Below are 21,429 nucleotides of genomic sequence, written 5' to 3' on the forward strand. Positions count from 1 at the left end.
GCCGCACCCGCTCACCTGGAGGTCCACGCCCGATGGCTCAGTCCGTGGGGATCAAGGACGTCGCCCGTGTCGCCGGGGTGTCCGTGGGGACGGTCTCGAACGTGATCAACCGGCCCGAGACCGTCGCCGACGAGACCCGGGCCCGCGTCCTCGCGGCCATCGACCGCCTCGGCTACGTCCGCAGCGAGTCCGCCCGCCAACTGCGTGCGGGACGCAGCCGCATCATGGGTCTGCTCGTCCTCGACATGGGCAACCCGTTCTTCGTGGACGTCGCGCGCGGCGCCGAGCGCGCCGCCCGCGACGCGGGGCTCGGCGTCATGGTGTGCAACAGCGCGCAGAGCCCGTCGGAGGAGGCCGAGTACCTCTCGCTCTTCGCCGAACAGCGGGTGCGCGGGGTGCTGCTCACCCCCGCCGAGGCGACCGGCCGCACGGTGGAGGGGTTCCGGCGGCACGACATCCCGTTCGTCCTCGTCGACCGCGTGGCCGAGGGCGCCACCGAGTGCTCGGTCTCCGTCGACGACGTCAACGGCGGCGCCCTCGCCGTGCGCCACCTCGTCGACGCCGGACACCGCCGGATCGCCTACGTCAGCGGCCCGCCCGCCCTCAACCAGGTCAAGGACCGCCGCCAGGGCGCCCTGCGCGCACTGGAGGAGGCCGGGCTGCCCGCGTCCGCCCTGCACGAACTGCCCACCGAACGCCTCGACGTCGGTGCGGGACGCGACGCGGGGGCCCGTCTGCTCGGCCTCGCCGACCGCCCCACCGCCGTCTTCTGCGCCAACGACCTGCTCGCCCTCGGCGTCCTGCAGTCCATGTACGCGGCCGGGGTGCGGGTCCCCGAGGACGTCGCCATCGTCGGCTACGACGACATCGAGTTCGCGGCCGCCGCCGCGGTGCCGCTCACCTCCGTGCGCCAGCCCGCCGTCACCATGGGCGCCCTCGCCGCCGGCCTCCTCCTGGAGGAGATCGCCGCCGCCGACCACCCGGCCACCGCGCACGAGCACCGCCGCGTCGTGCTCCAGCCCGAGCTCGTCGTCCGCGGCTCCAGCCTGGGCCCGCGCTGACCTCTCCCACGGCGGTGTGCTGAACTGGGCGGCGGACCCGGATGTCCGGAATCCGGGACGCCCGCACCGTATGCAGAACTCCGCAGGAGCCGATTTGAGCGCCGTCAGCTACCGCCAGCCCGGGGTCGTCCTCACCGACCGCCGTTTCTCCGTCCCCCTGGACCACGAGGCCCCGGACGGCGAGCGGATCGAGGTCTACGCGCGCGAGGCCGTCGCCGCCGGCCGCGCCGACGAACAACTGCCCTGGCTGCTCTACCTCCAGGGCGGCCCCGGCTTCGGCGCCAACCGGTTCTCCGGCAAGCAGGCCTGGCTCGGCCGCGCCCTCCAGGACCACCGCGTCCTCCTCCTCGACCAGCGCGGCACCGGGGCCTCCGCCCCCGCCAACCGGCAGACGCTCCCGCTGCGCGGCGACACCCGCGCGCAGGCCGACCACCTCACCCACTTCCGTGCCGACGCGATCGTCCGCGACTGCGAACTGATCCGCCACGAGGTCACGGGCGGCGCCCCCTGGACGATCCTCGGCCAGAGCTTCGGCGGCTTCTGCGCCACCCGCTACCTGTCGACCGCGCCCGAGGGACTGACGGCGGCGCTCATCACCGGCGGCCTGCCCACCCTGGACGGCCACGCCGACGACGTGTACCGGGCCGCGTACCCGCGCATCGAACGCAAGGTCCGGGCGCACTACGCCCGCTACCCCATGGACGTCGAACGGGCACGGGAGATCGCCGCGCACGTCCTCGAACACGAGCCCGTCCTCCCGAACGGCTACCGCCTCACCCTGGAAGCCTTCCAGTCGCTGGGCATCTGGCTCGGCGGCGGCGACGGCAGCGACCGGCTGCACTATCTGCTGGAGGACGCGTTCGTCCGCACCCCCGGCGGGCGCGAACTGTCGGACTCCTTCCAGGAACAGGTGGCATCGGCCCTCTCGTACGCGGGCCACCCGATCTACGCGCTGCTGCACGAGGCCATCTACGCGCAGGGCGGCCGCGCCACCGACTGGGCGGCGGAGCGCGTACGCGGCGAGTTCCCCCAGTTCGACGGCGAGAAGGCACTCGCGTCCGGGGCGGCCCTGATGTTCACCGGCGAGTCGATCCACCCCTGGCAGTTCGACTGCGACCCGGCCCTGCGGCCCCTGCGGGACGTCGCGCACGACCTGGCCGCGCGCACCGACTGGACGCCGCTGTACGACGCGCCCCGGCTCGCCGCCAACGAGGTACCCGTGGCCGCCGCCGTCTACCACGACGACATGTACGTCGACACGGGCCACGCCCTGCGGACGGCCGCCACGATCCGCGGGCTGCGCCCCTGGGTCACGAACGAGTTCGAGCACGACGGGCTGCGAGCGGGCGGCCCGCGCGTACTCGACCGGCTGTTGGCCATGGTGCGCGGAGAGGTGTGACGGGCGGGCGTGGTCGCGGTGGTCCACGTCGCGGGAGGCGCGGCGGCCGGCGACGTCGGCCGACTCGGTCGGCCGTCGTCGTGCGAGACTCGTGAGCGTGGACACCGCCAAGCTCGAACTCGCAGCCCAGCGCTACCGGGAAGCCGAAGAAGCGCTCGAAGGCGCACGCCTCGACCTTCAGGCCGAAGCCGTCGCGATCCTGCGCCAGGCCGACGCGAAGCGCGGCGAACAGGCCGAAGTGGCGCGGATCACCGGGTGGAGCGGTGAGTACCTGCGGGACCTCCTGAAGGGCGCTCCCGCCGAAGAGCCACGACGATGATGGCGCGCTCCAAGCTGATCCAGGAGCTGCGGCGCGGCGGCCACACCGGGGCGTCCGCCGCGCTCCTCGTCGAGGACTACGCCCACCAGCTCGCCGTCCAGCTGCGGGACACCGGCCACCGGGACGCCGCCGACCTCATCGATCCCCGCGCGGGTCAGTGCACCTGCGGCGCGCCCGACGGGGGCGACGAGGACAGCGAGCAGACCCGCCGGTACTGGTACCACTCCCGGTCCTGCCCGCTGGGCTCCGCGTAGCCGCGGAGGTCAGCGCCGCTCGCTCCAGCCGGTCGCCGTCACCACTTCGCGCGCGAGGTCGACGACGGGGCGCCCGTCCGTCGCCACCCGCGTCGTCCCCGGGTGCGCCCCCTGGTCCAGGAGCCGTGCTTTGCGCTTGCTCGCCGCCAGCTCGTGCTCCAGCTCCGAGCCGAGTTCCCGGCCCGTCAGCCGTTCCTGGGCGGTTGCGTCGGTGGCGGTGAGCAGCACGCGGGTGATCCGGACCTGCGGCCCCATGGCGCGCTCGAACATGCCCGTCGTGCCGGACAGCACGCTCGCCGTGTTCGTGTAGATCAGACGGCGGCAGCCGCGCTCGGCGAAGTTGGCCCAGACCGCCGTCAGGTTCCTCTCGGTGATCTCCGACCGGTGCGGGTCCCCCTCCGGGGCGGGATGGATCTGCCCCATGAAGTCGCCCTCGATGACCGCATGAGGGACGGCCGCGGCGCGCAGCAGTACCGACACCTCCCACGCCACTGTGGTTTTGCCGACACCGGCCCGCCCGCCGAGGAGGAGTACTTCCGGATGCTCCATGCGGGCAGCGTGCCAGGTGGCGCCCCCTTCGTGCGATGCCTTTTCGATCCGCCCACGGCGCCACAGGGCCGCTGGGAATTCGGCGTGGCGCACGAGCTGGTCAATGGGTGGGCCCACGGAGCACTATCGTGTCCGGATGGCTGCCGAGCTGATCCGTATCGTCTCCCGTTCCTCCCCGATGGCGCTGGCCCAGGTGGAGCGTGTCCGCGCCGAACTCGCCGTGCTGCACCCGGGCGTGCGCACCGAGGTCGTTCCCGTCACCACCAGCGGCGACAAGTGGATGGGCGATCTCGCCGCGCTCGGCGGGAAGGGCGCCTTCACCAAAGAGGTCGACCGGGCGTTGCTCGACGGGAGCGCCGACCTCGCCGTGCACTGCCTCAAGGACATTCCCGCGGACCGGCCTCTGCCCGAAGGGTGCACGTTCGGGGCGTACTTGAAGCGTGACGACGTACGCGACGCGCTGATCGATCCGCAGGGGCGAACTCTCGACGAGCTGCCGGAAGGAACCCGGATCGGAACGTCGTCCGTCCGCCGGGTCGCCCAACTGGCGGCTACACACCCGCATTTGACCTGCGTTCCGATGCGCGGCAACGCCAACCGCCGGCTGGAGAAGCTCGCGGCGGGCGACGCGGACGCGCTGCTGCTCGCCGTGTCCGGGATGGAGCGGATCGGGCGCCCGGACCTCATGACCGACGTGCTGTCGCCGGAACGGATGTGCCCGCCGATCGGGGCCGGGATCCTGGCCCTGCAGTGCCGCGCGGACGACGAGGCGACTCTCGACACGGTGAGCGGGCTCGGGCACCGGGACACCTGGCGGGAGGCGACCGCCGAGCGGATGTTCCTGCATGTGCTGCAGGGCCACTGCAACTCGCCCGTCGCCGGGTACGCGCGAGCGGAGCGCAGCGGCGACCTGTCGCTGCGGGCCTGCGTCTTCACGCCGGACGGCAAACAGGTGCTCAACGCCCAGGAGTGGGCCGGGCCGTTGGACCCCGCGACGCTGGGCATGTCGGTGGCGGTGGCGCTGCTGCGGCAGGGCGCACGCGAGCTGATCGACGGCATCGCGCACTGACGCGGGCCCGGCCCGGTCCTGCCCGGCGGCGATGAGTTTGCTCCGCCAGGACAGTCTGTTCAGCCGTCGTCAGTCGTCGTCAGGTGTCATCAGGTGTCTTCAGCGCGGAGGAATCAGGTGCAGCAACTACTGCGGGTCCAGAACTTCACCGTCTCGAGTGACGGGTTCGGCGCCGGTGAGAACCAGAGCCTGGAGCGGCCCTTCGGTCACGCTGATCCCGGAGCGATGTTCTCCTGGGCCGGGGCCACGGCGAGCTGGCCCAACCGTACCGATCCCGGAGGCAGCCGCGGCCTCGACGACTACCTGACCCGGGACTTCGCGCACAACATCGGCGCCGAGATCATGGGCCGCAACAAGTTCGGGCCCCAGCGCGGGCCCTGGCAGGACCACGACTGGCGCGGCTGGTGGGGTGACGAACCCCCGTTCCACACACCGGTGTTCGTCATGACCCACCACCCGCGTCCTTCGTTCACGCTCTCCGACACCACGTTCCACTTCGTCGACGGCGACCCGGCGACGGTCCTGGAGCAGGCGCGGGAGGCGGCCCGGGGCAAGGATGTCCGGCTCGGCGGCGGGGCGACCACCATCAGGGAGTTCCTCGACGCCGACCTCGTCGACACCCTTCATGTGGCGGTCTCGCAGGTGAAGCTCGGGTCCGGGGTGCGGCTGTGGGAGTCTCCCGACGAACTGCTCGACCGCTTCCACCTCGACGTCGTGCCCAGCCGGAGCGGGGTGACGCACCACCTGTTCTGGCGGAAGTGACCCGCTGGGGAAGGTGTCGTGCGGCCACCGCGCCCGCGCAGGTCACGACCGCGAGGACGGTCAGCGCCGTGCCCATGGACGCGGTGAGGTCCCGGCCCGTCGCGAGCAGCGTCGTGGAGGCGGCCACCCCGAGCGCCGGGCCCACGTTCATCGCCGTCTGCTGGAGTCCGCCCGCCACCCCGGCGTCGGCCGCGGCGGCCCGGCGCACGAGCACTTCGGTCGCGCTGACCATGACCGTGCCGAAGCCCGCGCCCATCGCGAACGCGCAGGCCCCGACGGCCAGGGCGGTGGCCGTGTCGTCGAGGCGGCCGAAGGCGAACACGCCGGCCGCCATGACGACCATGCCGGTGCCCGTCGTCGCCCGCGCCCCGAAGCGGCGCAGCAGCACCGCGCTGAGCGGCGCCGCGAGGACCATGCACAACGCGGCGGGCAGCATGCGCAGGGCCGTGTCGACGGCGTCGAGCCCGAGGACGTCCTGGAGGAAGTACGACGCCACGAACAACGTGCCGAACAGGGCGGCCGACGCGGCCAGCAGGATGGCGAGGGCCGACACGACCACCGGTGAGGCCACGACGGACGGCGGCAGCAACGGACTCGGCGTACGGCGTTCGTGCCGGACCAGAGCCACGGTCGCGGCGGCCGCGCCGCCCACGGCGAGTCCCGTGCCGGCCGACCACCCCGCGTCGGGCGCGGTGACCAGGGCCGTGACCGAACAGGCCAGCGCCGCGCCGAGCAGCAGCACACCGCCCGGGTCCAGGCCGGGCGGCCGCGCCGCCGCCGATTGCTCCGGGTCTCGTTCGCGCAGGACCAGCAGCGCGATCGCCACCGCGGGCAGCACCCCCAGGAAGAACACCGAGCGCCAGCCGAAATGTGCCGTCAGGACGCCGCCGACCAGGGGCCCGGCCGCGGCCGAGATGCCGATCGCGCTCGTGCGCAGCGCGATCGGCATGCCCAGTTCGTCCGGTGGATACGCGGCGCGGAGCATGCCCAGCGTCGCCGGCTGCAGCAGCGCGCCGCACACGCCCTGCACGACCCTCAGCGCGATCACCCAGCCGATGCCCGGGGCGAACCCGATGCCCGCGGACATGGCCGCGAAGCCGAGCATGCCGATCGCGAAGAGCCGCCGGTGCCCGTACCGGTCGCCGAGCCGCCCGGCGAAGACCAGCAGGCTCGCCACCGCGATCAGATAGCCCGTACTGGTCCACTGGGCCTGGGCCAGTGACGCGTCCAGGTCGCGCTGGAGGGCGGGCCTGGCGATGGTGAGAACCGTGCCGTCGAGGGCGACGAGGACGGCCCCGACGACGCTGCCGGCGAGTGTGACGCGGCGGTACGACAGCACACTCATCGAGGCACCGGCCCCAGATGCGCGTCGAGCACCGAGGTGAGCAGCGGCTCGATGTCGTCCGCCCCGACGGCGAGTTGGAGGCTTCCCCAGCCCCACAGCTGCGCCACGCCGTGCAGATTCGCCCACAACGCGCCCGCGACGACCGTGGGTTCGGTATCCGGGCGCACCGCCGCGACCAGGTCGGAGAGCATCTTGAACAGGGGAAGACTCGTCTCGCGTAGCCCCAGTTCACCGCTTTCCAGCAGATCGTGACGGAACATCAGTTCATACATGCCTCGGTGGTGCGCCGCGAAGTCGAGATAGACCCGGGACAGTGTGGCCAATTGCGCGCGCGGGTCCGCCGTACCCGCCCCGCTGGCGCGCACCGCTTCCGCCGCTCGTGCCCCCAGGTCCGCGAAGCCGCGCCGCGCGATCGCCGACAGCAGTTCCAGGTGCGTGGGGAAGTATCGGCGGGGCGCGCCGTGCGAGACGCCTGCCCTGCGGGCGATCTCCCGTAGCGACAGGGCCGCCGCGCCCTCCGCGTCCACCAGCGCGACGCCGGTGTCGATGAGGCGGTCCCGAAGCCCGCCGTTCGTGCTCTCCGTCTGCATAGACAGTGTCTACCCGATGCGCGTAGACACTGTCTACCCTTGATCGGGTGACCGCCGAACCCTTCAAGGTGCCGGGAATCACCGCTACGCTGCGCGCCGCCAGCACCGCCGCACCATCAACGACCGGCAGGGGGCCGCATGATCGACACGACCGACACCGGGATCCCCGACGGTGCGGCGCGGCGGCTGCGCCTGGAGGTGGAGGAGGGCGGCATCGGCGTCCTCACGCTCTGCCGACCGGCCAAGCTGAACGCCTGGAGCTGGGAGTCGAGCCGGCAACTCGGTGTCCTGGCCGACCGCATCCGGTTCGACGACCGCGTCCGCGTCGTCCTGTTGCGGGCCGAGGGGCGGGCGTTCTGCGCGGGCATCGACGTGAGCGCCCCGGGCGGAGGAATCGAGGGGGAGAGCGGCTCCGCGCGCAGCCGCGCCTACTACGAGGGCATCCGCTGGGTGCACGAGCGGTTCGCCGCCTTCGCGCGGTTGCCGCAGCCCGTGGTCGCGGCCGTTCAGGGGTACTGCCTGGGCTTCGGGTTCGAACTCGCGCTGATGGCGGATGTGCGTATCGCGGCCGACGACGCCGTGTTCGCCCTGCCCGAGGCGCGGTTGGGTGTCGCCGTCGACGCGGGCGGTGATCTGCGGATCGCGCGCGAGGCGGGTGCGGGCTGGGCGAAGTTCCTCGCGCTCACCGGGCGCCGCATTGACGCGGACACCGCACACCGGCTCCATCTCCTGCAACAGGTCGTACCCGGCGAGGAGCTGGAACGCGCCGCGCACGACGTGGCGGCGGAGATCGCCGCGAACGGGCCCCTCGCCGTGCAGTCCGTCAAGCGGGACATCGACGCCTACGCCGACCACGGGCTGGACGCGGCCCTGGACCGGGTGGCCATGAGCGCGGCCCTCACCCTCACGTCCGACGACGCGACCGAGGGCTTCACGGCGAAGGCCCGCCGCAGACCGCCGGAGTTCCGGGGCGCGTGAGTCACCGACCGGCAGGGCGGCGTCGCGCAGGTGACCTGATCCATCGATCCTCGTCCCGAGGCGGCGGCGGATGGGTCACGATGGCCGGACAGTCCCGCACGGCCCGAGGCCCTGCCCGATGGAGAGGTGATCATGACCGCCGCACCCTTCGACCCCCGCACCCTGCTCGCGGAGAGCCGTCTCGGCGTTCTCGCCACACTCAAGGCCGACGGCCGCCCCCAGCTGTCGCCGGTCACGCCCTTCTACGACCGGGAGAGCGAGACGCTCTACGTGTCGATGACCGAGGGCCGCGCCAAGACGGCGAACCTGCGCCGCGATCCGCGCGCCGCGCTCGAGGTCACCGGCCCGGGCGCCCGCACCTGGGCCACCGCCGAGGGCGCCGTGAAACTCACGGGACCCGGCACGGACCCGCACGGCCCGGAGGTCGACGCCCTGGTCGACTACTACCGCCGGGCCGCGGGCGAGCACCCGGACTGGGACGAGTACCGGTCGGTCATGGTGTCCGACCGCCGGGTGCTGATGGAGATGAGCGTCGACCACGTGTACGGGCAGCGCAACGGCTGATCTGCACCCCCTGGGCCGCCCGGTCACCCGGCCTCGAACGGTCCGCGCCCCAACTGCTCCCGCACCGTCGTCACGGGTGCGTTCACCAAGCCGCGCCGCTGCCAGTTCGCGCCGTCCACCACCATGGTGTGCCCGCTGACGAACCGCGCGTAGGGGGAGGCAAGGAACGTCGCGGCCCAGCCCAGCTCCCGTGGCGCGCCCACCCGGAGCGCGGGTTGCCGGGGTCCGGGGTCCTCGGCGTGGTCGAGGTGGGAGCGGATGTTGGGCGTCATGTCGTCGTGCGGCATGAGGCCCGGCACCAGGCCGTTGACCTGGATACCGTACGGGCCCCACTCCACGGCCAGGGTCTCCACCAGGTTCTTCACGCCCGCCTTCGCCGCCGCGCTGTGCGCGAAACCCGGTCCGCCCGTCCACGCGTACGACGCGCCGACGGCGAGCACCGAGCCCGGCGTGCCCGCGGCGAGATGCCTGCGGCCGAACTCGCGGGTCATGAAGAACGTTCCGTTGAGCGTGATGTCGACGACCGAGCGCCAGCCGTTCGGCGTCACGTCCTCCGCAGGTACGGGGAAGTTGGCGGCCGCGTTGTTCACCAGTACGTCCGGAAGGCGGCCGTGCGCGGCCACGGCCGCGTCGAAGACCTCGGCAATGCGCCCCGCATCTCGTATGTCGCAGGCCGCCGCCGTGACCGGTCCGGCACCCTCGATGGCCGCCAACTCCTCGCGGGCGGGCGCCAGATGCTCCGTCCGCCGGCTGACGATCAGCACGGCGGCGCCGAGCCGGGCGAACTCCGCGGCGATGGCCCGGCCGAGGCCGGTACCGCCGCCGGTCACCAGGACGAGCCGGCCCTCGTAGGTGCCGAGGGGCAGCGCCGCGGCGCCGAGCGGGGGAGGGGCGGGCAGCCCGTGCGGTGCGCTGGAGGACGTCATGCGGGCATGGATACCGCTTCGACGCTCAACCCTCCATGCCCGCGCGGCACTTCACCCGCCAAATGCTCGATGCGCGCGGAAGGACCGAAGCACTCCGAACGCGCCGCGTCCTGGGAGCGCTCAGGCGCGTGCCCCGCGGGCCCGGGCCACCGCCCGCTCGCCCTCCGCCGAGAACGCCCCGCTCCTGCGCCGCTCCGCCGCCCGCTCCAGGTCGGCGTGGAGCAGCTCGACGTTGAGGGTGACGCCGGCCCGGTACCCGGCGCTCGCCGCGTTCACCACCTGCTCCGCGGGGCCCGCCGCGTTGCCCACGGCCCAGACGCCCGGAACGCTGGTCAGACCTGTCGGGTCCACGTCGACGAACGGCCCGGCCGGGGTCTCCTTGGTGCGGGCGCCGAGCGCGGTGAGCAGCGCGTTGCGCGGGGTCATGCGCGGCGGCACCACGAACACCGACCGCGCGAACACCCGTCCGTCGGCGAGCCGCACCCCGCTCAGCGCGTCGTCGGTCACGACGAGCCCGTCGAGCTTGCCGCTCACCACGCTCACCCCGGCCGCAGCCAGCATCTGCCATTCGGAGTCCGGGAGTTCGCTCTCGTCGGCGCCGTTCAGGAACAGGGCCACGTCGTCGGACAACTGGCTGAACAGGAGGGCCTGGTGGCTGCCCGACGCCTTGCCGTACAGCACGCCGATAGCCTGGTCCCGCACCTCCCAGCCGTGGCAGTAGGGGCAGTGGATCACATCGTTGCCCCACCGCTCGGCGACGCCGGGGAGGTCGGGCAGCTCGTCCACCAGGCCGGTGGCGACGACGAGCCTGCGCGCGTGCACCCGGCCGCCGTCCGCCAGCGTGACGTCGAACGCGTCGGACCCGTCCGGCTCGGCCGCCGTCACCCGGTCCCGGACGATTTCCACGCCGTACGCCGCGACCTCGCGCCGCACCTCGGCCAAGAATGCGCCGGGTGCCATGCCGTCCCGCGACGGGTAGCCGTGCATGTGCGCGGCCGGCGCGTTGCGCGGCTCGCCCGCGTCGACGACGAGCACGGAGCGACGCGAGCGACCCAGGATCAGTGCCGCCGAGAGGCCGGCGGCCCCGCCGCCGACAACCACGACGTCGTACGCGTTCCCGCTGTGTTCCTGATTGCGCATGGTGACCACCTCGTCCGGCTGAGAACCTGTTTCTTCCTGCTCCCGAAGATGCACCCAGTCTCGCCGTATTGACAAACAGGCTTGCTGAAACTGCAATAGAAGTATGAAGCAGCACGTCCTTGACCATGAAGACGAAGAGACCGAGGCGAGCATGGACGCCGTGCTCTCCGGCGTCGGGCCGCGCCTGCGTGCCCTGCGCAAGGAGCGCGGCGCCACGCTCTCCGGACTCTCCGAGACCACCGGCATCTCCGTCAGCACGCTCTCCCGCCTGGAGTCGGGCCTGCGCAAGCCCAGCCTGGAGCTGCTGCTGCCGATCGCCCGCGCCCACCAGGTGCCGCTGGACGAGCTGGTCGGCGCCCCGCCGGTCGGCGACCCGCGCGTGCGCCTGAAGCCGATCGTGCACTGCGGCCGGACGATGATCCCGCTCACCCGGCAGCCCGGCGGGCTCCAGGCGTACAAGGTGATCGAGCCGGAGCGGAAAAGGCAGCCGGACCCGAAATCGCACGAGGGGTACGAGTGGCTGTACATCCTCTCCGGGAGGCTGCGCCTCGTCCTCGGCGAGCACGACGTTGTCCTCGGTCCCGGCGAGGCCGCCGAGTTCGACACGCGCGTGCCGCACTGGTTCGGGTCGACGGGGGAGGGGTCCGTCGAGTTCCTCAGCCTCTTCGGGCCGCAGGGCGAGCGGATGCACGTACGGGCGCGGCCGACACGCGGCACGGCGGACTGAGCCGGACGGGGCCGACTGGGCCGGGCAGGGCATTCACAGGAGTGCAAGCGACCGCTTAGTATGCGGCTGAACCCGGTAGCGAGACGCAGCACTCGGTGGAGGCCCCGCATGCAGGCATGGCAAGTGCACGAGAACGGCGAGCCGCGCGAGGTGATGCGCCTCGAAGAGGTCGAGCGTCCCGTGCCCGGCGAGGGGCAGGTGCTGCTCAAGGTGCGCGCCGCCAACATCAACTTCCCGGACACGCTGCTGTGCAAGGGGCAGTACCAGGTCAGGCCGCCGCTGCCGTTCACGCCCGGCGTGGAGATCTGCGGCGAGACCGAGGACGGGCGCCGCGTGATCGCCAACCCCGCACTGCCGCACGGCGGCCTCGCCGAGTACGTCGTCGCCGACGCGCGGGCCCTGCTGCCCGCGCCCGACGCCCTGGACGACGCCGAGACGGCCGCACTGCACATCGGCTACCAGACGGGCTGGTTCGGCCTGCACCGGCGCGCGCACCTGCAAGCGGGCGAGACCCTGCTCGTGCACGCCGCCGCGGGCGGTGTCGGCAGCGCCGCCGTCCAGCTCGGCAAGGCCGCGGGCGCCCGGGTCATCGGCGTCGTCGGAGGCCCGGAGAAGGCCAAGGTCGCCCGCGAGCTCGGCTGTGACGTGGTCGTCGACCGGCGCAGCGAGGACGTCATCGCCGCCGTGAAGGAAGCCACCGGCGGCCGCGGCGCCGACGTGATCTACGACCCGGTGGGCGGCGACGCGTACACGCAGTCCGCCAAGACGGTCGCCTTCGAGGGCCGGATCGTCGTCGTCGGCTTCGCCAGCGGCACCATCCCGAGCCCCGCGCTCAACCACGCCCTGGTCAAGAACTACTCGATCATGGGCCTGCACTGGGGCCTGTACGCCACCAAGAACCCCGAGCTGATCCCGCACTGCCACCAGCAGCTCACCGATCTCGCCGCGCGCGGCGCCATCAAGCCGCTGGTCAGCGAGCGCGTCGACCTGACCGACGCCGCGCAGGCCGTGCAGCGCGTCGCCGACGGCGTCACCACGGGCCGTGTCGTCGTCGTCCCGGGGCTGAACACGCGCGAGGAAGGAGCCGCCGCATGACCGTCGACGCCGCGCAACTGCGCACCCGCACCCGGGAGTTCCTGGCCGCGCACCCGCCGGCCACCACCCCCCGCGCCGACTTCCTGAGCGCCCGCTTCGACGCAGGGCTCGCCTGGGTGCACTATCCGGAGGGCCTCGGCGGTCTCGACGTGCCGCGCTCCCTGCAAGCCGTCGTCGACGCCGAACTGGAGGCAGTGGGCGCCCCCGACAACGACCCCCGACGCAACGGCATCGGCCTCGGCATGGCCGCCCCCACCATCCTCCACCACGGCACCGAGGAGCAGAAGCAGCGTTTCCTCAAGCCGCTCTGGGCCGGCGAGGAGGTGTGGTGCCAGCTGTTCAGCGAGCCCGGCGCGGGCTCGGACCTCGCCGCGCTCGGCACCCGGGCCGTCCGCGACGGGCAGGACTGGATCGTCAACGGGCAGAAGGTGTGGACGTCCGGCGCGCACAACTCCCGGTTCGCCATCCTCATCGCCCGAACCGACCCGGACGTGCCCAAGCACCGCGGCATCACGTACTTCGTCTGCGACATGACCGACCCGGGCGTCGAGGTGCGGCCGCTGCGCCAGATCACCGGCGAGGCCGAGTTCAACGAGGTGTTCCTCACCGACGTCCGCATCCCCGATGCCCACCGCCTCGGCGCGGTCGGCAACGGCTGGAAGGTCGCCCAGACCACCCTCAACAACGAGCGCGTCGCCATCGGCGGCATGCGCATCCCGCGCGAGGGCGGCCTCATCGGCAAGGTCACCAGGACCTGGCGCGAGCGCCCCGAACTGCGCACCGCCGACCTGCACCAGCGCCTGGTCAAGCTCTGGGTCGAGGCCGAGGTCGCCCGCGTCACCGGCGAGCGGCTGCGCCAGCAACTGGTCGCGGGGCACCCCGGCCCCGAGGGCGCCGGGATGAAGCTCGGCTTCGCCCGCCTCAACCAGGAGATCAGTGGCCTGGAGGTCGAACTCCTCGGTGAGGAAGGCCTGTTGTACGACGACTGGACCCTGCGGCGCCCCGAACTCGTCGACTTCGCGGGCCGCGAGGCCGGCTACCGCTACCTGCGGGCCAAGGGCAACAGCATCGAGGGCGGGACCAGCGAGATCCTGCTGAACATCGTCGCCGAGCGCGTCCTGGGCCTGCCGCCCGAGCCGCGCACCGACAAGGACGTCGCCTGGAAGGACCTGGCCCGATGAGCACACAGCCCGATCTCCTGTACTCCGAGGAAGAGGAAGCGCTGCGCTCGGCGGTCCGCGACCTGCTCGCCGACCACTGCGGCGCCGCCGCGGTGCTCGCCCGCGTCGAGACCGACGAGCCGCACGACCGCGCCCTGTGGAAGAACCTGGCCGAGAGCATGGGTCTCGCCGGGCTCCTCGTCCCGGAGGAGCACGGCGGCCAGGGCGCCTCGCACCGTGAGGCCGCGGTCGTCCTGGAGGAGCTTGGCCGGGCGGTGGCGCCCGTCCCGTATCTGACGAGCGCCGTCATCGCGACGGAGGCGCTGCTCGGCAGCGACACCGACGAGGCGCGGACGCTGCTCGCGTCCCTCGCCTCCGGCCGCACCGTCGGCACCCTCGCCGTGCCGCTGTCCGCGGCGTCGGGGCGGAAGTTCGGCGACGTACGGGCAGCGGGCGGGGAGCTGACCGGGCGGGTCACCGCGGTCGCGGACGCGGGCGCCGCCGACGTGTTCCTCGTGCCCACGGCGAGCGGCCTGTTCGCCGTGGACGCCACGGCCGACGGTGTCTCCGTCGAGGCACAGATCTCCTTCGACCGTACGCGGCCACTGGCCGCCGTGACGTTCGCGGGCGCGGCCGGACGCCTGCTCACCGACGACGCCGCACCCGCTGTGCGCCGCGCCCTGCGGGCCGGAGCCGGACTGCTGGTCTCCGAGCAACTCGGGCTCACCGACTGGCTGTTGACGGAAACCGTGCGCTACACGCGCGAGCGCAACCAGTTCAACCGCCCCGTCGGTTCCTTCCAGTCGCTCAAGCACCGGCTCGCACAGCTCTGGCTGGAAGTGGTCAACACCCGGGCCGTCGCACGGAACGCGGCCGACGCGCTCGCCACCGCCGGTGACGACACCGACATCGCGGTGGCCGTCGCCCAGGCGTACGCCGCGCCCGTCGCGGTGCGCGCCGCCGAGGAGGCGCTCCAGCTGCACGGCGGCATCGGCATGACCTGGGAGCACCCGATCCACCTCTATCTCAAGCGCGCCAAGGCCGACTCGATTGCGCTCGGCACCGCGGGCCGCCACCGGGAGGAACTGGCCGAACTGGCCGACCTCCGGGCGCCGTGAGCCCAGGGCCCGACCCCGCCGCCGTCCGACGCCACGCAGGCGCCGGGCGGCGGCGCTGCTGCGTGCCGCGACTGATTTCCGGCCGACCAGGCCCGTGACGCCGTGGTGAACCGAGGGTGGCAGTTCAGCCAACTCCCGTGCCTGCGCTGACACTTGTCGACAGGCCCCCCGCATACTCGCCGTGTCCCCACCTGCCCACTACGGGAGGCACGCATGGCCCGGACCACCCGCCGTAGAGCCCTCGGCACCCTCGCCGCCGCACTCGCCGTCGGCGTCGGCACGCCGCAACTCGCCCACGCCGCCGGACGGAAGCCCGGACCCCGGCCCCTCCTGCGGGCCCACGCCCACAACGACTACGATCACCCGCGGCCCCTCTTCGACGCGCTGGACCACCGGTTCAACAGTGTCGAGGCCGACATCTACCTCGTGGACGGCGATCTGCTCGTCGCCCACGACCCCGTCGACCTCGACCCGAACCGCACCCTCGAATCCCTCTACCTCGCCCCGCTGGCCGCCCGTGTGCGCGAAAACCATGGCTCGGTCCACCAAGGGCGGCACACCCCGCTCCAGCTGCTGATCGACATCAAGACCGAAGGTGCGGCGACCTACCTCGAACTCGACCGCCAACTGCGCCGGTATCGCGGCCTCTTCACGGCGTACGCCCATGGGCGCGTGCACACCGGACCCGTCACCGCCGTCGTCTCCGGCGACCGCGCCGCCCGCGCCCCGATGGAGGCGCAGCGCACCCGCAGCGCCTTCTACGACGGGCGCCTCACCGACCTGGGCACCGCTGCCCCGGCTTCGTTCGTCCCGCTGATCAGCGACAACTGGACCACCTTCTTCAGCTGGCAGGGCGTCGGCCCGATCCCCGCGGCCGAGCGCGAGAAGTTGCACGCCATCGTCTCCGCCGCGCACGACCGCGGACAGCGGGTGCGGTTCTGGGCCACGCCCGATGTCGCCGGGCCCGAACGTGACGCGGTCTGGACCGAGTTGATCGCCGCCGATGTCGACCACCTGAACACCGACGACCTCGCCGGTCTCGAGGCCTTCCTCGTCGCGCACGATCGATGATCGACATCTGACACCCGTTCGGGGGACAGGTCAGAGCCCTGCGGATGCCCTCCGCTGCGTCACACTTGCGGCCGAGAGCCACGGTGCCTGCGTGGCGGAGGAGGTTCGACGGTGTCGTTGTCCATTTCCATCGTGCTGCTGCTCGTGATCGTTGCGGTGATCATGTTGCGCAACGGGGCCATGAAGCTCTCGCACGCTGTCGTCTGTGTCCTGCTCGGCTTCCTGCTCTCGGGCACCGCCGTGGCCCCGACCATCCACGACGGCATCAACGCCACCGCGGGGCTGGTGAGCAGCCTCCAGCCGTGACCCGGTCCATGACATGATCCGTGACGCGATCCGTGATCGTTTCGGGTTCGTGAACAACACCCCTATGTGCATGGACACTTCAAGCGGCGGAACCTAGCTTCGGGCGCATGCCGCAGCGAAGAAACCTCGCCCGTGCCCTGGCCGTGGCCCTGACCCTCACGGCCGCGGGCCTCGCCCAGCCCCAGGGCGCCGGTGCCGACGAGATTCCCGAGGCGCCGGGGCACCGGCTCGTCGAGCAGTACGCCGGCGCCCCCGCCACGCCGCGGCCCGTGCCCGGCAAGGCCCCCGCCCAGCACCCCTTCCTCGCCGCCAACGGACGCAGCGGGATGCACGCGGACGCCTGGGGCAGCGGAACGTACCCCTGGAGCGGCCCGAACGGGACGACGCCGAGCGTCACCAGTGAGAAGATGGCCGCGCTCGGCGGCGAATGCGCCACCGTCACGTTCGACAGAGCCGGCCGCATCGTCACCGTCTGCGGCACCTTCACCGGCTTCCTCGTCAAACTCCTCGACCCGCACAGCCTCGGAACTCTCGCCGAGTACCAGCTGCCGCAACGCCCCTCCACCGTCGAGGCCATCACGCGCCTCGACTTCTCCAGGATCTTCAAGGACACGTCGGGCGGCGCCTACTCCTACCTCGACGACCAGGACCGCCTCGTCCTCGCCGACTCCCGCCAGCACATCGTGCGCCTCGCCCACGAGCAGGCCGCGGACGGCGGTTGGCGCTTCGTCGTCACCGACGACTGGGACCTCACGGGACAGGTTCCCCATGACTGTGTGAGCTGGTCGAACCTGTACCCGAGCGGCACCTGCGATCCCGTCACCTCCGTCATGCCGGACTGGACGGGACGCATCTGGTGGGTGACCCGGCAGGGCCGCGTCGGCACGGTCGACCCCGCCACCGGCGCCATCAAGTCGGTCCGGCTGGCAGGTGAGGAGATCCAGAACTCCTTCTCCGTCGCCGAGGACGGCGTCTCCATCGTCTCCGACCACGCCCTGTACGACTTCGACGTGGCCGCCGACGGCACCCCGGAGGTCGTCTGGCGGCAGACGTACGACCGCGGCACCGGCACCAAGCCCGGTTCGGTGAACCAGGGTTCGGGCACCACCCCCGACCTGTTCGGCGAGGAGGACGACTACGTCGCCATCACCGACAACGCCGACGACCGGATGAACGTCCTGGTGTACCGGCGCGGCGCCGGCGTCCCCGCGGACCGGCGACTCGTGTGCAAGGTCCCGGTCTTCGGCTCCGGCGCCTCCACCACCGACAACTCCCTCATCTCGCACGGCGACAGCCTCGTCGTCGAGAACAACTACGGCTACGAGAACATCACCTCGCTCACCTTCGGGCGCAGCGTCGTCGGAGGGGTCGCGCGTATCGACGTACGCGCCGACGGCAGCGGCTGCGACACGGTGTGGGAGAGCGGCGTGCGCTCCCCGTCCACCGTGCCGAAGCTCTCCACCGCCAACGGGCTGCTGTACTTCTACACGAAGGAGCCCAACTCCCTCGGCATCGACGCCTGGTACTTCACGGCGGTCGACTTCCGCACCGGCGAGACCCGCTGGAAGCGCCTCGCCGGAACGGGTGTCGCCTACGACAACAACTGGGCGCCCGTGACCATCGGCCCCGACGGCACGGCGTACGTCGGTGTCTTCAACGGTCTTGTGGCCGTGCGCGACGGGGCCTGACAGGTTCTAGCGGCGCGAGTAGACCCCGATCCCGTTGGCGACGGCGCGCTCGGGGGAGTCGGTGGGGTGGTTGAGGAGGGTGACCGAGGCCGCCCCCGGCTCGCGCGCCACCAGCGTCGACGAACCGCCGCCGTCCAGGCTGAACGCGTCGTCGGCGCCCAACGACCTCATGGTCCCGGCCACTTCGGCGATCGACAGGCCCGTGCGGTACGCGGGCGCGCCGTCCAGGGCGAGCAGCAGGAGGGTGTGCCCGTGGTCGGCGATGCCCGCGGCCGTGCGGACCGCGGACGTCTTCGCGTCGAGGCCGGGCAGCGGGGCGCCGCCGCGCAGCACCGGGTAGCCGCCGACAGCGAACCGGTACGGGACCCGTGACCGCGCGGCGACAAGCCGGTGCCGCACCTGGACCGGGTCGCCCGCCGACAGCTTCCGCAGCCACTGCGCACCGGCCTCCCGGCCCACCAGCACCGTGGTGCCCTGGGCTATCGGACCGCTGCCGGGGGTGTCCGCCGCCGCGACGACCCGGCCGCGGCGCACCGTCACCTCGTAGGTGTCCGTGCTGCACGCCGCCGCCCGCTGCGTGTCCGTGCCGCAGGTGGCACGGGCCCGGGAGACGCTGCCCCACTCCGGCGTGAACGCGCCCACAGAGCCGACCGGCAGCGCGTACTGGTTGAGCCCGCCGAGTGCCAGCCGGTCCGCGCGCGTACGCACCGAGCCGTCCAGGGCCATGCTGTCGAGCCGGGCCCGCCGGTCGATGCCCACCCCGAGCACGTCGCGGGTGGAGGTGCCCGGCGGCAGGGCGGGCCCGAAGCGCTGCCCGTCCGGGACGGCCGCCTTGAGGGCGCGGCCGCCCGCGACCGTGGGGCCGACCGGGGCGCCGGTCGCCTCGACCCCCGGGTGCTGGGTCTCGGTGATGTTGAAGAAGTCCCCGTTGATCCCGCCGACGGCGCCCGTCGCGTCGGCCATCGAGGAGACGGTGGTGCGCGCCCCGACCGCGCCCGGGTGCAGCAGATCGACGCGCACGCGCGGGTCGCGCAGATCGACGGTGAGGACATGGGCATGGGCGGTGCCCTTGGCGGCGGGAAGGTCGAACTCGGTGTACGTCACCCCGGGCGCCACCCGCCCGGCCGCCGTGCCGGCACTGGCCGGTGCCGCGCCCGTCAGGCCCGCTCCGCCCAGTACGCCCACGATCGCCAGGGCTGTCAGGACACTTCTGCGTCTCTTGCCAACTCGACTCTGCATCACCGGAGTTCAGCAGAAGAGGGTCACCCCGTCGATGGCTGTGCGCCGACCAGCCGGGAACGGATCAGGAAACGTACGCCCTCCGGCGCCTCCAGCGAGAACCCGCTGCCGCGGCCCTCGACGACATCGACGACGAGCCGCGTATGGCTCCACAGCTCGTACTGGCTCTTCGACATCCAGAACGACACCGGTTCCGCGACCCCGGCCACGGCGAGCTCCTGGAGCAGCACGTCCGCGGCGCCCGTGCGGAACTCGCCTGCCGGAAAACACATCGGGGCGCTGCCGTCGCAGCAGCCGCCGGACTGGTGGAACATCAGGGGACCGTGGGCGTCGCGCAGTCGCCGCACCAGCTCGGCGGCCGCGGGGGTCAGCTCCACGCGGGGTGCATCGGTCATGACAGCACAGTGAAGGTGACAGGACGTTGCGACCACGTTGCACGCGCGGGCGGCTCGCCCGCATAGGCTCCTTCCATGGAACAGAGGGAGATCGTTCTGCGGGCCATCGGTGTGCTGACCGAGACGCAGGAGATGGTGCGCAGGCTCAACGACGGGGATCAGCTCGACACCGACCTGACCCAGCTGGGGCGGCTCGTGTCGGAAGTGTTCCCGACGATCGAGATCCCCGCGGGGTCCGATCCGGAGGAGGCGGCGGAGCTGACCATCGCCGCGCTCATGCCGGCCAGCGTGTCGCTCGTCGAGGCGTTCGCGTTTCTCTTCACCCAGCTCGCGAAGGTGCACGACGAGGGCCGCGCCGATGTCAACTCCACCGAGCTGCTGCAGGAGATCGCGCTGAGGATGTCCGATCCGGGTGACGAGGAGGAAGAGGAGGCGGCGGAGGACTGACGCGGGGGCGCCCTACTTGTTCGGGTCCCGGAAGCGGCCGAACGCCTTCGTGAGGGCGCCCAGCGGTGAGCCGTCCGCCTTGGCCGGGCCGAGCGCGGGCGGCCGGGGCACACCGTCGCCGGCCTCGGCCAGCGCGGCCTGTGCCGCCTCCGCGGCCTCCCGGTACAGGTCGCGCGACTTCGTCATGGCGTCGAGCGCCTCGGCGTACCTGGTCACCATGGACTGGGCGTGCGCCAGCTCCTCGTCCGGTGTGAGCAGATGCCAGCCCTGGCGCAACCGCGTCAGGGCCTGCTCGGCGTCCTCGGACAGCGGGCGCGGCAGCGCCGCGAACTCCTTGATCCGGGAGATGAGTTCGGTCGGCTCCGAGCCGTCCAGGAAGACACTGCGGACGGTGAAGCGCTCCGCGTCGTACCCCGGGTCCTGCGGGGCGGTGGGCAGGATCACGCCGCCGCCCCGCGGCATCCGCAGCTTCAGCTCCCGCTTCATCGCGAAGTCGACGATCTGCGCCTGCTCGGGCGTGCCCCGGTGCTCGATCACCCGGTGCCGCAGACTCGGCGGCAGGAACGTCGAGACCGGCTGCTGCCCCCGCGCGTCCGGCGTCATCGCCTCGTGCACCACGACGTGGACGTACCAGCTCTCCCGGGTCCAGTCCCGCAGCCGGTGGCGCAGTTCGTCGTCGTCCTTCGGCAGGTGGTTCGTCGCCCGCAGGCGCACGCCCTCCGCCGTGTCGTAGTCCCACGGGACCCGGTCGCTGTCCGGCCAGAACATCGTGGCGGGCGACGGCCAGTGCGCCTCCCACGCCCACTCCGCCTCGGCGGCGAGGACCCAGGTGACGGCGGAGCCGTCCTTACGGCGCCCCTCGGGGTCGTACAGCGTCAGCTGCGCACGCACCGTGACGTCGTCGGCCACGCGCCAGCGCGCCTCGAACAGGCGCCGGGCCGTGGGACCGGGATCGGCGGACTCGTCCCGCGGGTGCAGGACGGTGGAGCGGGCCGCCTCGGCGGGGTCGAGGTCCAGGAAACCGTCGAGCACCCCGGCCGCCTGGAGGGCGATCAGGTTGCGCCGGAGGTCCTGCTCGGGCTCGGACCCGAGGTGGCGTCCACGCGCCAGCCACACGGTGTCGGGGACGGTGGTCACGGAGGTGCTGTTCTTGGCCATTAAGTCGTTTACGTCGTTCTGATGGGTTCGTTCTGACGGTGATCGGGACTCGACCAGTATGGGCCGTGA

General features: G+C 72.5%; 23 protein-coding genes and 1 pseudogene. 16 read left to right on the forward strand and 8 right to left on the reverse strand.

The annotated features are described in order from the left end of the window. The first annotated feature begins 32 nt into the window (after positions 1-32). From AB0J02_RS31715 to AB0J02_RS31730, 4 genes are all read left to right on the forward strand, one after another. Positions 33-1,061 (forward strand): LacI family DNA-binding transcriptional regulator, encoded by a 1,029-nt coding sequence (locus AB0J02_RS31715; RefSeq protein ID WP_363197264.1) that lies wholly within the window; start codon positions 33-35, stop codon positions 1,059-1,061. Positions 1,062-1,131: 70 nt separating this feature from the next. Continuing rightward, a complete protein-coding gene (locus AB0J02_RS31720; protein ID WP_363197265.1) occupies positions 1,132-2,460 on the forward strand; it encodes an alpha/beta fold hydrolase in 1,329 nt (442 codons plus the stop codon). A gap of 97 nt (positions 2,461-2,557) precedes the next feature. After that, entirely contained in the window at positions 2,558-2,779 is a 222-nt protein-coding gene (locus tag AB0J02_RS31725; RefSeq protein ID WP_363197266.1) for a hypothetical protein, read from the forward strand. Then, a complete protein-coding gene (locus tag AB0J02_RS31730; protein ID WP_363197267.1) occupies positions 2,776-3,033 on the forward strand; it encodes a hypothetical protein in 258 nt (85 codons plus the stop codon). The genes AB0J02_RS31725 and AB0J02_RS31730 overlap by 4 nt, the downstream gene beginning before the upstream one ends. A 9-nt stretch (positions 3,034-3,042) precedes the next feature. On the opposite strand, the gene AB0J02_RS31735 is transcribed toward AB0J02_RS31730, so the two are convergent. Next, positions 3,043-3,582: a hypothetical protein gene (locus AB0J02_RS31735; RefSeq protein ID WP_363197268.1), complete on the reverse strand. Its 540-nt coding sequence runs from the start codon at positions 3,580-3,582 to the stop codon at positions 3,043-3,045. A gap of 136 nt (positions 3,583-3,718) precedes the next feature. On the opposite strand from AB0J02_RS31735, the gene hemC reads away from it, so the two are divergent. Beyond that, positions 3,719-4,651, forward strand: a complete 933-nt coding sequence (gene hemC, locus AB0J02_RS31740) for a hydroxymethylbilane synthase (RefSeq protein ID WP_363197269.1) — start codon at positions 3,719-3,721, stop codon at positions 4,649-4,651. A 117-nt stretch (positions 4,652-4,768) separates the two neighbouring features. Continuing rightward, positions 4,769-5,413 carry a dihydrofolate reductase family protein gene (locus AB0J02_RS31745; RefSeq protein WP_363197270.1) on the forward strand — a complete coding sequence of 215 codons (645 nt, stop codon included), beginning with the start codon at positions 4,769-4,771 and terminating at the stop codon, positions 5,411-5,413. A 22-nt stretch (positions 5,414-5,435) separates the two neighbouring features. Here AB0J02_RS31745 and AB0J02_RS31750 read toward each other — a convergent pair. Together AB0J02_RS31750 and AB0J02_RS31755 are read right to left on the reverse strand one after the other, a co-directional pair. After that, positions 5,436-6,758, reverse strand: a pseudogene (locus AB0J02_RS31750) (MFS transporter); the annotation flags it as partial. Then, the gene (locus AB0J02_RS31755; RefSeq protein WP_363197271.1) at positions 6,755-7,348 is read right to left on the reverse strand and encodes a TetR/AcrR family transcriptional regulator; all 594 of its coding nucleotides are present in this window, start codon (positions 7,346-7,348) and stop codon (positions 6,755-6,757) included. The gene AB0J02_RS31755 and the pseudogene AB0J02_RS31750, both read right to left, overlap by 4 nt. A gap of 138 nt (positions 7,349-7,486) precedes the next feature. On the opposite strand from AB0J02_RS31755, the gene AB0J02_RS31760 reads away from it, so the two are divergent. Continuing rightward, positions 7,487-8,326: an enoyl-CoA hydratase/isomerase family protein gene (locus tag AB0J02_RS31760; RefSeq protein ID WP_363197272.1), complete on the forward strand. Its 840-nt coding sequence runs from the start codon at positions 7,487-7,489 to the stop codon at positions 8,324-8,326. Positions 8,327-8,458: 132 nt separating this feature from the next. Next, a complete protein-coding gene (locus tag AB0J02_RS31765; protein WP_363197273.1) occupies positions 8,459-8,890 on the forward strand; it encodes a PPOX class F420-dependent oxidoreductase in 432 nt (143 codons plus the stop codon). A gap of 23 nt (positions 8,891-8,913) precedes the next feature. On the opposite strand, the gene AB0J02_RS31770 is transcribed toward AB0J02_RS31765, so the two are convergent. Both AB0J02_RS31770 and AB0J02_RS31775 read right to left on the reverse strand, forming a co-directional pair. Next, positions 8,914-9,816: an SDR family oxidoreductase gene (locus tag AB0J02_RS31770; protein WP_363197274.1), complete on the reverse strand. Its 903-nt coding sequence runs from the start codon at positions 9,814-9,816 to the stop codon at positions 8,914-8,916. Positions 9,817-9,936: 120 nt separating this feature from the next. Next, on the reverse strand, positions 9,937-10,956 hold the full coding sequence (locus tag AB0J02_RS31775) for an NAD(P)/FAD-dependent oxidoreductase (RefSeq protein ID WP_363197275.1): 1,020 nt from the start codon (positions 10,954-10,956) through the stop codon (positions 9,937-9,939). A gap of 103 nt (positions 10,957-11,059) precedes the next feature. Here AB0J02_RS31775 and AB0J02_RS31780 point away from each other — a divergent pair, with 103 nt between their 5' ends. The 7 genes from AB0J02_RS31780 (at position 11,060) to AB0J02_RS31810 (ending at position 18,121) form a co-directional block, all read left to right on the forward strand. After that, entirely contained in the window at positions 11,060-11,683 is a 624-nt protein-coding gene (locus tag AB0J02_RS31780; RefSeq protein WP_363197276.1) for an XRE family transcriptional regulator, read from the forward strand. A 108-nt stretch (positions 11,684-11,791) separates the two neighbouring features. Beyond that, positions 11,792-12,778, forward strand: a complete 987-nt coding sequence (locus AB0J02_RS31785) for an NADPH:quinone oxidoreductase family protein (RefSeq protein WP_363197277.1) — start codon at positions 11,792-11,794, stop codon at positions 12,776-12,778. Continuing rightward, entirely contained in the window at positions 12,775-13,959 is a 1,185-nt protein-coding gene (locus AB0J02_RS31790) for an acyl-CoA dehydrogenase family protein (protein ID WP_363197278.1), read from the forward strand. Before AB0J02_RS31785 ends, AB0J02_RS31790 begins: the two co-directional genes overlap by 4 nt. Beyond that, positions 13,956-15,056: an acyl-CoA dehydrogenase family protein gene (locus AB0J02_RS31795; RefSeq protein ID WP_363197279.1), complete on the forward strand. Its 1,101-nt coding sequence runs from the start codon at positions 13,956-13,958 to the stop codon at positions 15,054-15,056. The genes AB0J02_RS31790 and AB0J02_RS31795 overlap by 4 nt, the downstream gene beginning before the upstream one ends. A 213-nt stretch (positions 15,057-15,269) precedes the next feature. Beyond that, the gene (locus AB0J02_RS31800; RefSeq protein WP_363197280.1) at positions 15,270-16,127 is read left to right on the forward strand and encodes a phosphatidylinositol-specific phospholipase C/glycerophosphodiester phosphodiesterase family protein; all 858 of its coding nucleotides are present in this window, start codon (positions 15,270-15,272) and stop codon (positions 16,125-16,127) included. Between the two features lie 111 nt (positions 16,128-16,238). After that, positions 16,239-16,433, forward strand: a complete 195-nt coding sequence (locus AB0J02_RS31805; RefSeq protein ID WP_363197281.1) for a hypothetical protein — start codon at positions 16,239-16,241, stop codon at positions 16,431-16,433. 107 nt (positions 16,434-16,540) lie between these two features. After that, entirely contained in the window at positions 16,541-18,121 is a 1,581-nt protein-coding gene (locus AB0J02_RS31810; protein WP_363197282.1) for a hypothetical protein, read from the forward strand. Between the two features lie 6 nt (positions 18,122-18,127). On the opposite strand, the gene AB0J02_RS31815 is transcribed toward AB0J02_RS31810, so the two are convergent. Then, on the reverse strand, positions 18,128-19,360 hold the full coding sequence (locus tag AB0J02_RS31815) for a phosphodiester glycosidase family protein (protein WP_363197283.1): 1,233 nt from the start codon (positions 19,358-19,360) through the stop codon (positions 18,128-18,130). A 23-nt stretch (positions 19,361-19,383) separates the two neighbouring features. Further along, complete coding sequence (locus AB0J02_RS31820; RefSeq protein ID WP_363197284.1) at positions 19,384-19,755, reverse strand: DUF779 domain-containing protein; 372 nt, start codon at positions 19,753-19,755, stop codon at positions 19,384-19,386. Positions 19,756-19,830: 75 nt separating this feature from the next. On the opposite strand from AB0J02_RS31820, the gene AB0J02_RS31825 reads away from it, so the two are divergent. Continuing rightward, positions 19,831-20,202: a hypothetical protein gene (locus tag AB0J02_RS31825; RefSeq protein WP_363197285.1), complete on the forward strand. Its 372-nt coding sequence runs from the start codon at positions 19,831-19,833 to the stop codon at positions 20,200-20,202. Positions 20,203-20,214: 12 nt separating this feature from the next. Here AB0J02_RS31825 and AB0J02_RS31830 read toward each other — a convergent pair whose 3' ends face one another. Next, positions 20,215-21,360, reverse strand: coding sequence for a hypothetical protein (locus AB0J02_RS31830; RefSeq protein ID WP_363197286.1), 1,146 nt, complete (start codon positions 21,358-21,360; stop codon positions 20,215-20,217). Positions 21,361-21,429 lie beyond the last annotated feature (69 nt).

This window comes from Streptomyces sp. NPDC050264, from assembly GCF_040655895.1.
In the GTDB taxonomy this organism is placed as follows: Bacteria; Actinomycetota; Actinomycetes; order Streptomycetales; family Streptomycetaceae; genus Streptomyces.

Coding starts and splice junctions, on each gene's coding strand:
- AB0J02_RS31715 (WP_363197264.1), top strand. CDS start 33: ATGGCTCAGTCCGTGGGGATCAAGGACGTCGCCCGTGTCGCCGGGGTG.
- AB0J02_RS31720 (WP_363197265.1), top strand. CDS start 1,132: ATGCAGAACTCCGCAGGAGCCGATTTGAGCGCCGTCAGCTACCGCCAG.
- AB0J02_RS31730 (WP_363197267.1), top strand. CDS start 2,776: ATGATGGCGCGCTCCAAGCTGATCCAGGAGCTGCGGCGCGGCGGCCAC.
- AB0J02_RS31735 (WP_363197268.1), bottom strand. CDS start 3,582: ATGGAGCATCCGGAAGTACTCCTCCTCGGCGGGCGGGCCGGTGTCGGC.
- hemC (WP_363197269.1), top strand. CDS start 3,719: ATGGCTGCCGAGCTGATCCGTATCGTCTCCCGTTCCTCCCCGATGGCG.
- AB0J02_RS31755 (WP_363197271.1), bottom strand. CDS start 7,348: ATGCAGACGGAGAGCACGAACGGCGGGCTTCGGGACCGCCTCATCGAC.
- AB0J02_RS31760 (WP_363197272.1), top strand. CDS start 7,487: ATGATCGACACGACCGACACCGGGATCCCCGACGGTGCGGCGCGGCGG.
- AB0J02_RS31765 (WP_363197273.1), top strand. CDS start 8,459: ATGACCGCCGCACCCTTCGACCCCCGCACCCTGCTCGCGGAGAGCCGT.
- AB0J02_RS31770 (WP_363197274.1), bottom strand. CDS start 9,816: ATGACGTCCTCCAGCGCACCGCACGGGCTGCCCGCCCCTCCCCCGCTC.
- AB0J02_RS31775 (WP_363197275.1), bottom strand. CDS start 10,956: ATGCGCAATCAGGAACACAGCGGGAACGCGTACGACGTCGTGGTTGTC.
- AB0J02_RS31780 (WP_363197276.1), top strand. CDS start 11,060: ATGAAGCAGCACGTCCTTGACCATGAAGACGAAGAGACCGAGGCGAGC.
- AB0J02_RS31785 (WP_363197277.1), top strand. CDS start 11,792: ATGCAGGCATGGCAAGTGCACGAGAACGGCGAGCCGCGCGAGGTGATG.
- AB0J02_RS31790 (WP_363197278.1), top strand. CDS start 12,775: ATGACCGTCGACGCCGCGCAACTGCGCACCCGCACCCGGGAGTTCCTG.
- AB0J02_RS31795 (WP_363197279.1), top strand. CDS start 13,956: ATGAGCACACAGCCCGATCTCCTGTACTCCGAGGAAGAGGAAGCGCTG.
- AB0J02_RS31800 (WP_363197280.1), top strand. CDS start 15,270: ATGGCCCGGACCACCCGCCGTAGAGCCCTCGGCACCCTCGCCGCCGCA.
- AB0J02_RS31810 (WP_363197282.1), top strand. CDS start 16,541: ATGCCGCAGCGAAGAAACCTCGCCCGTGCCCTGGCCGTGGCCCTGACC.
- AB0J02_RS31815 (WP_363197283.1), bottom strand. CDS start 19,360: ATGCAGAGTCGAGTTGGCAAGAGACGCAGAAGTGTCCTGACAGCCCTG.
- AB0J02_RS31820 (WP_363197284.1), bottom strand. CDS start 19,755: ATGACCGATGCACCCCGCGTGGAGCTGACCCCCGCGGCCGCCGAGCTG.
- AB0J02_RS31825 (WP_363197285.1), top strand. CDS start 19,831: ATGGAACAGAGGGAGATCGTTCTGCGGGCCATCGGTGTGCTGACCGAG.
- AB0J02_RS31830 (WP_363197286.1), bottom strand. CDS start 21,360: ATGGCCAAGAACAGCACCTCCGTGACCACCGTCCCCGACACCGTGTGG.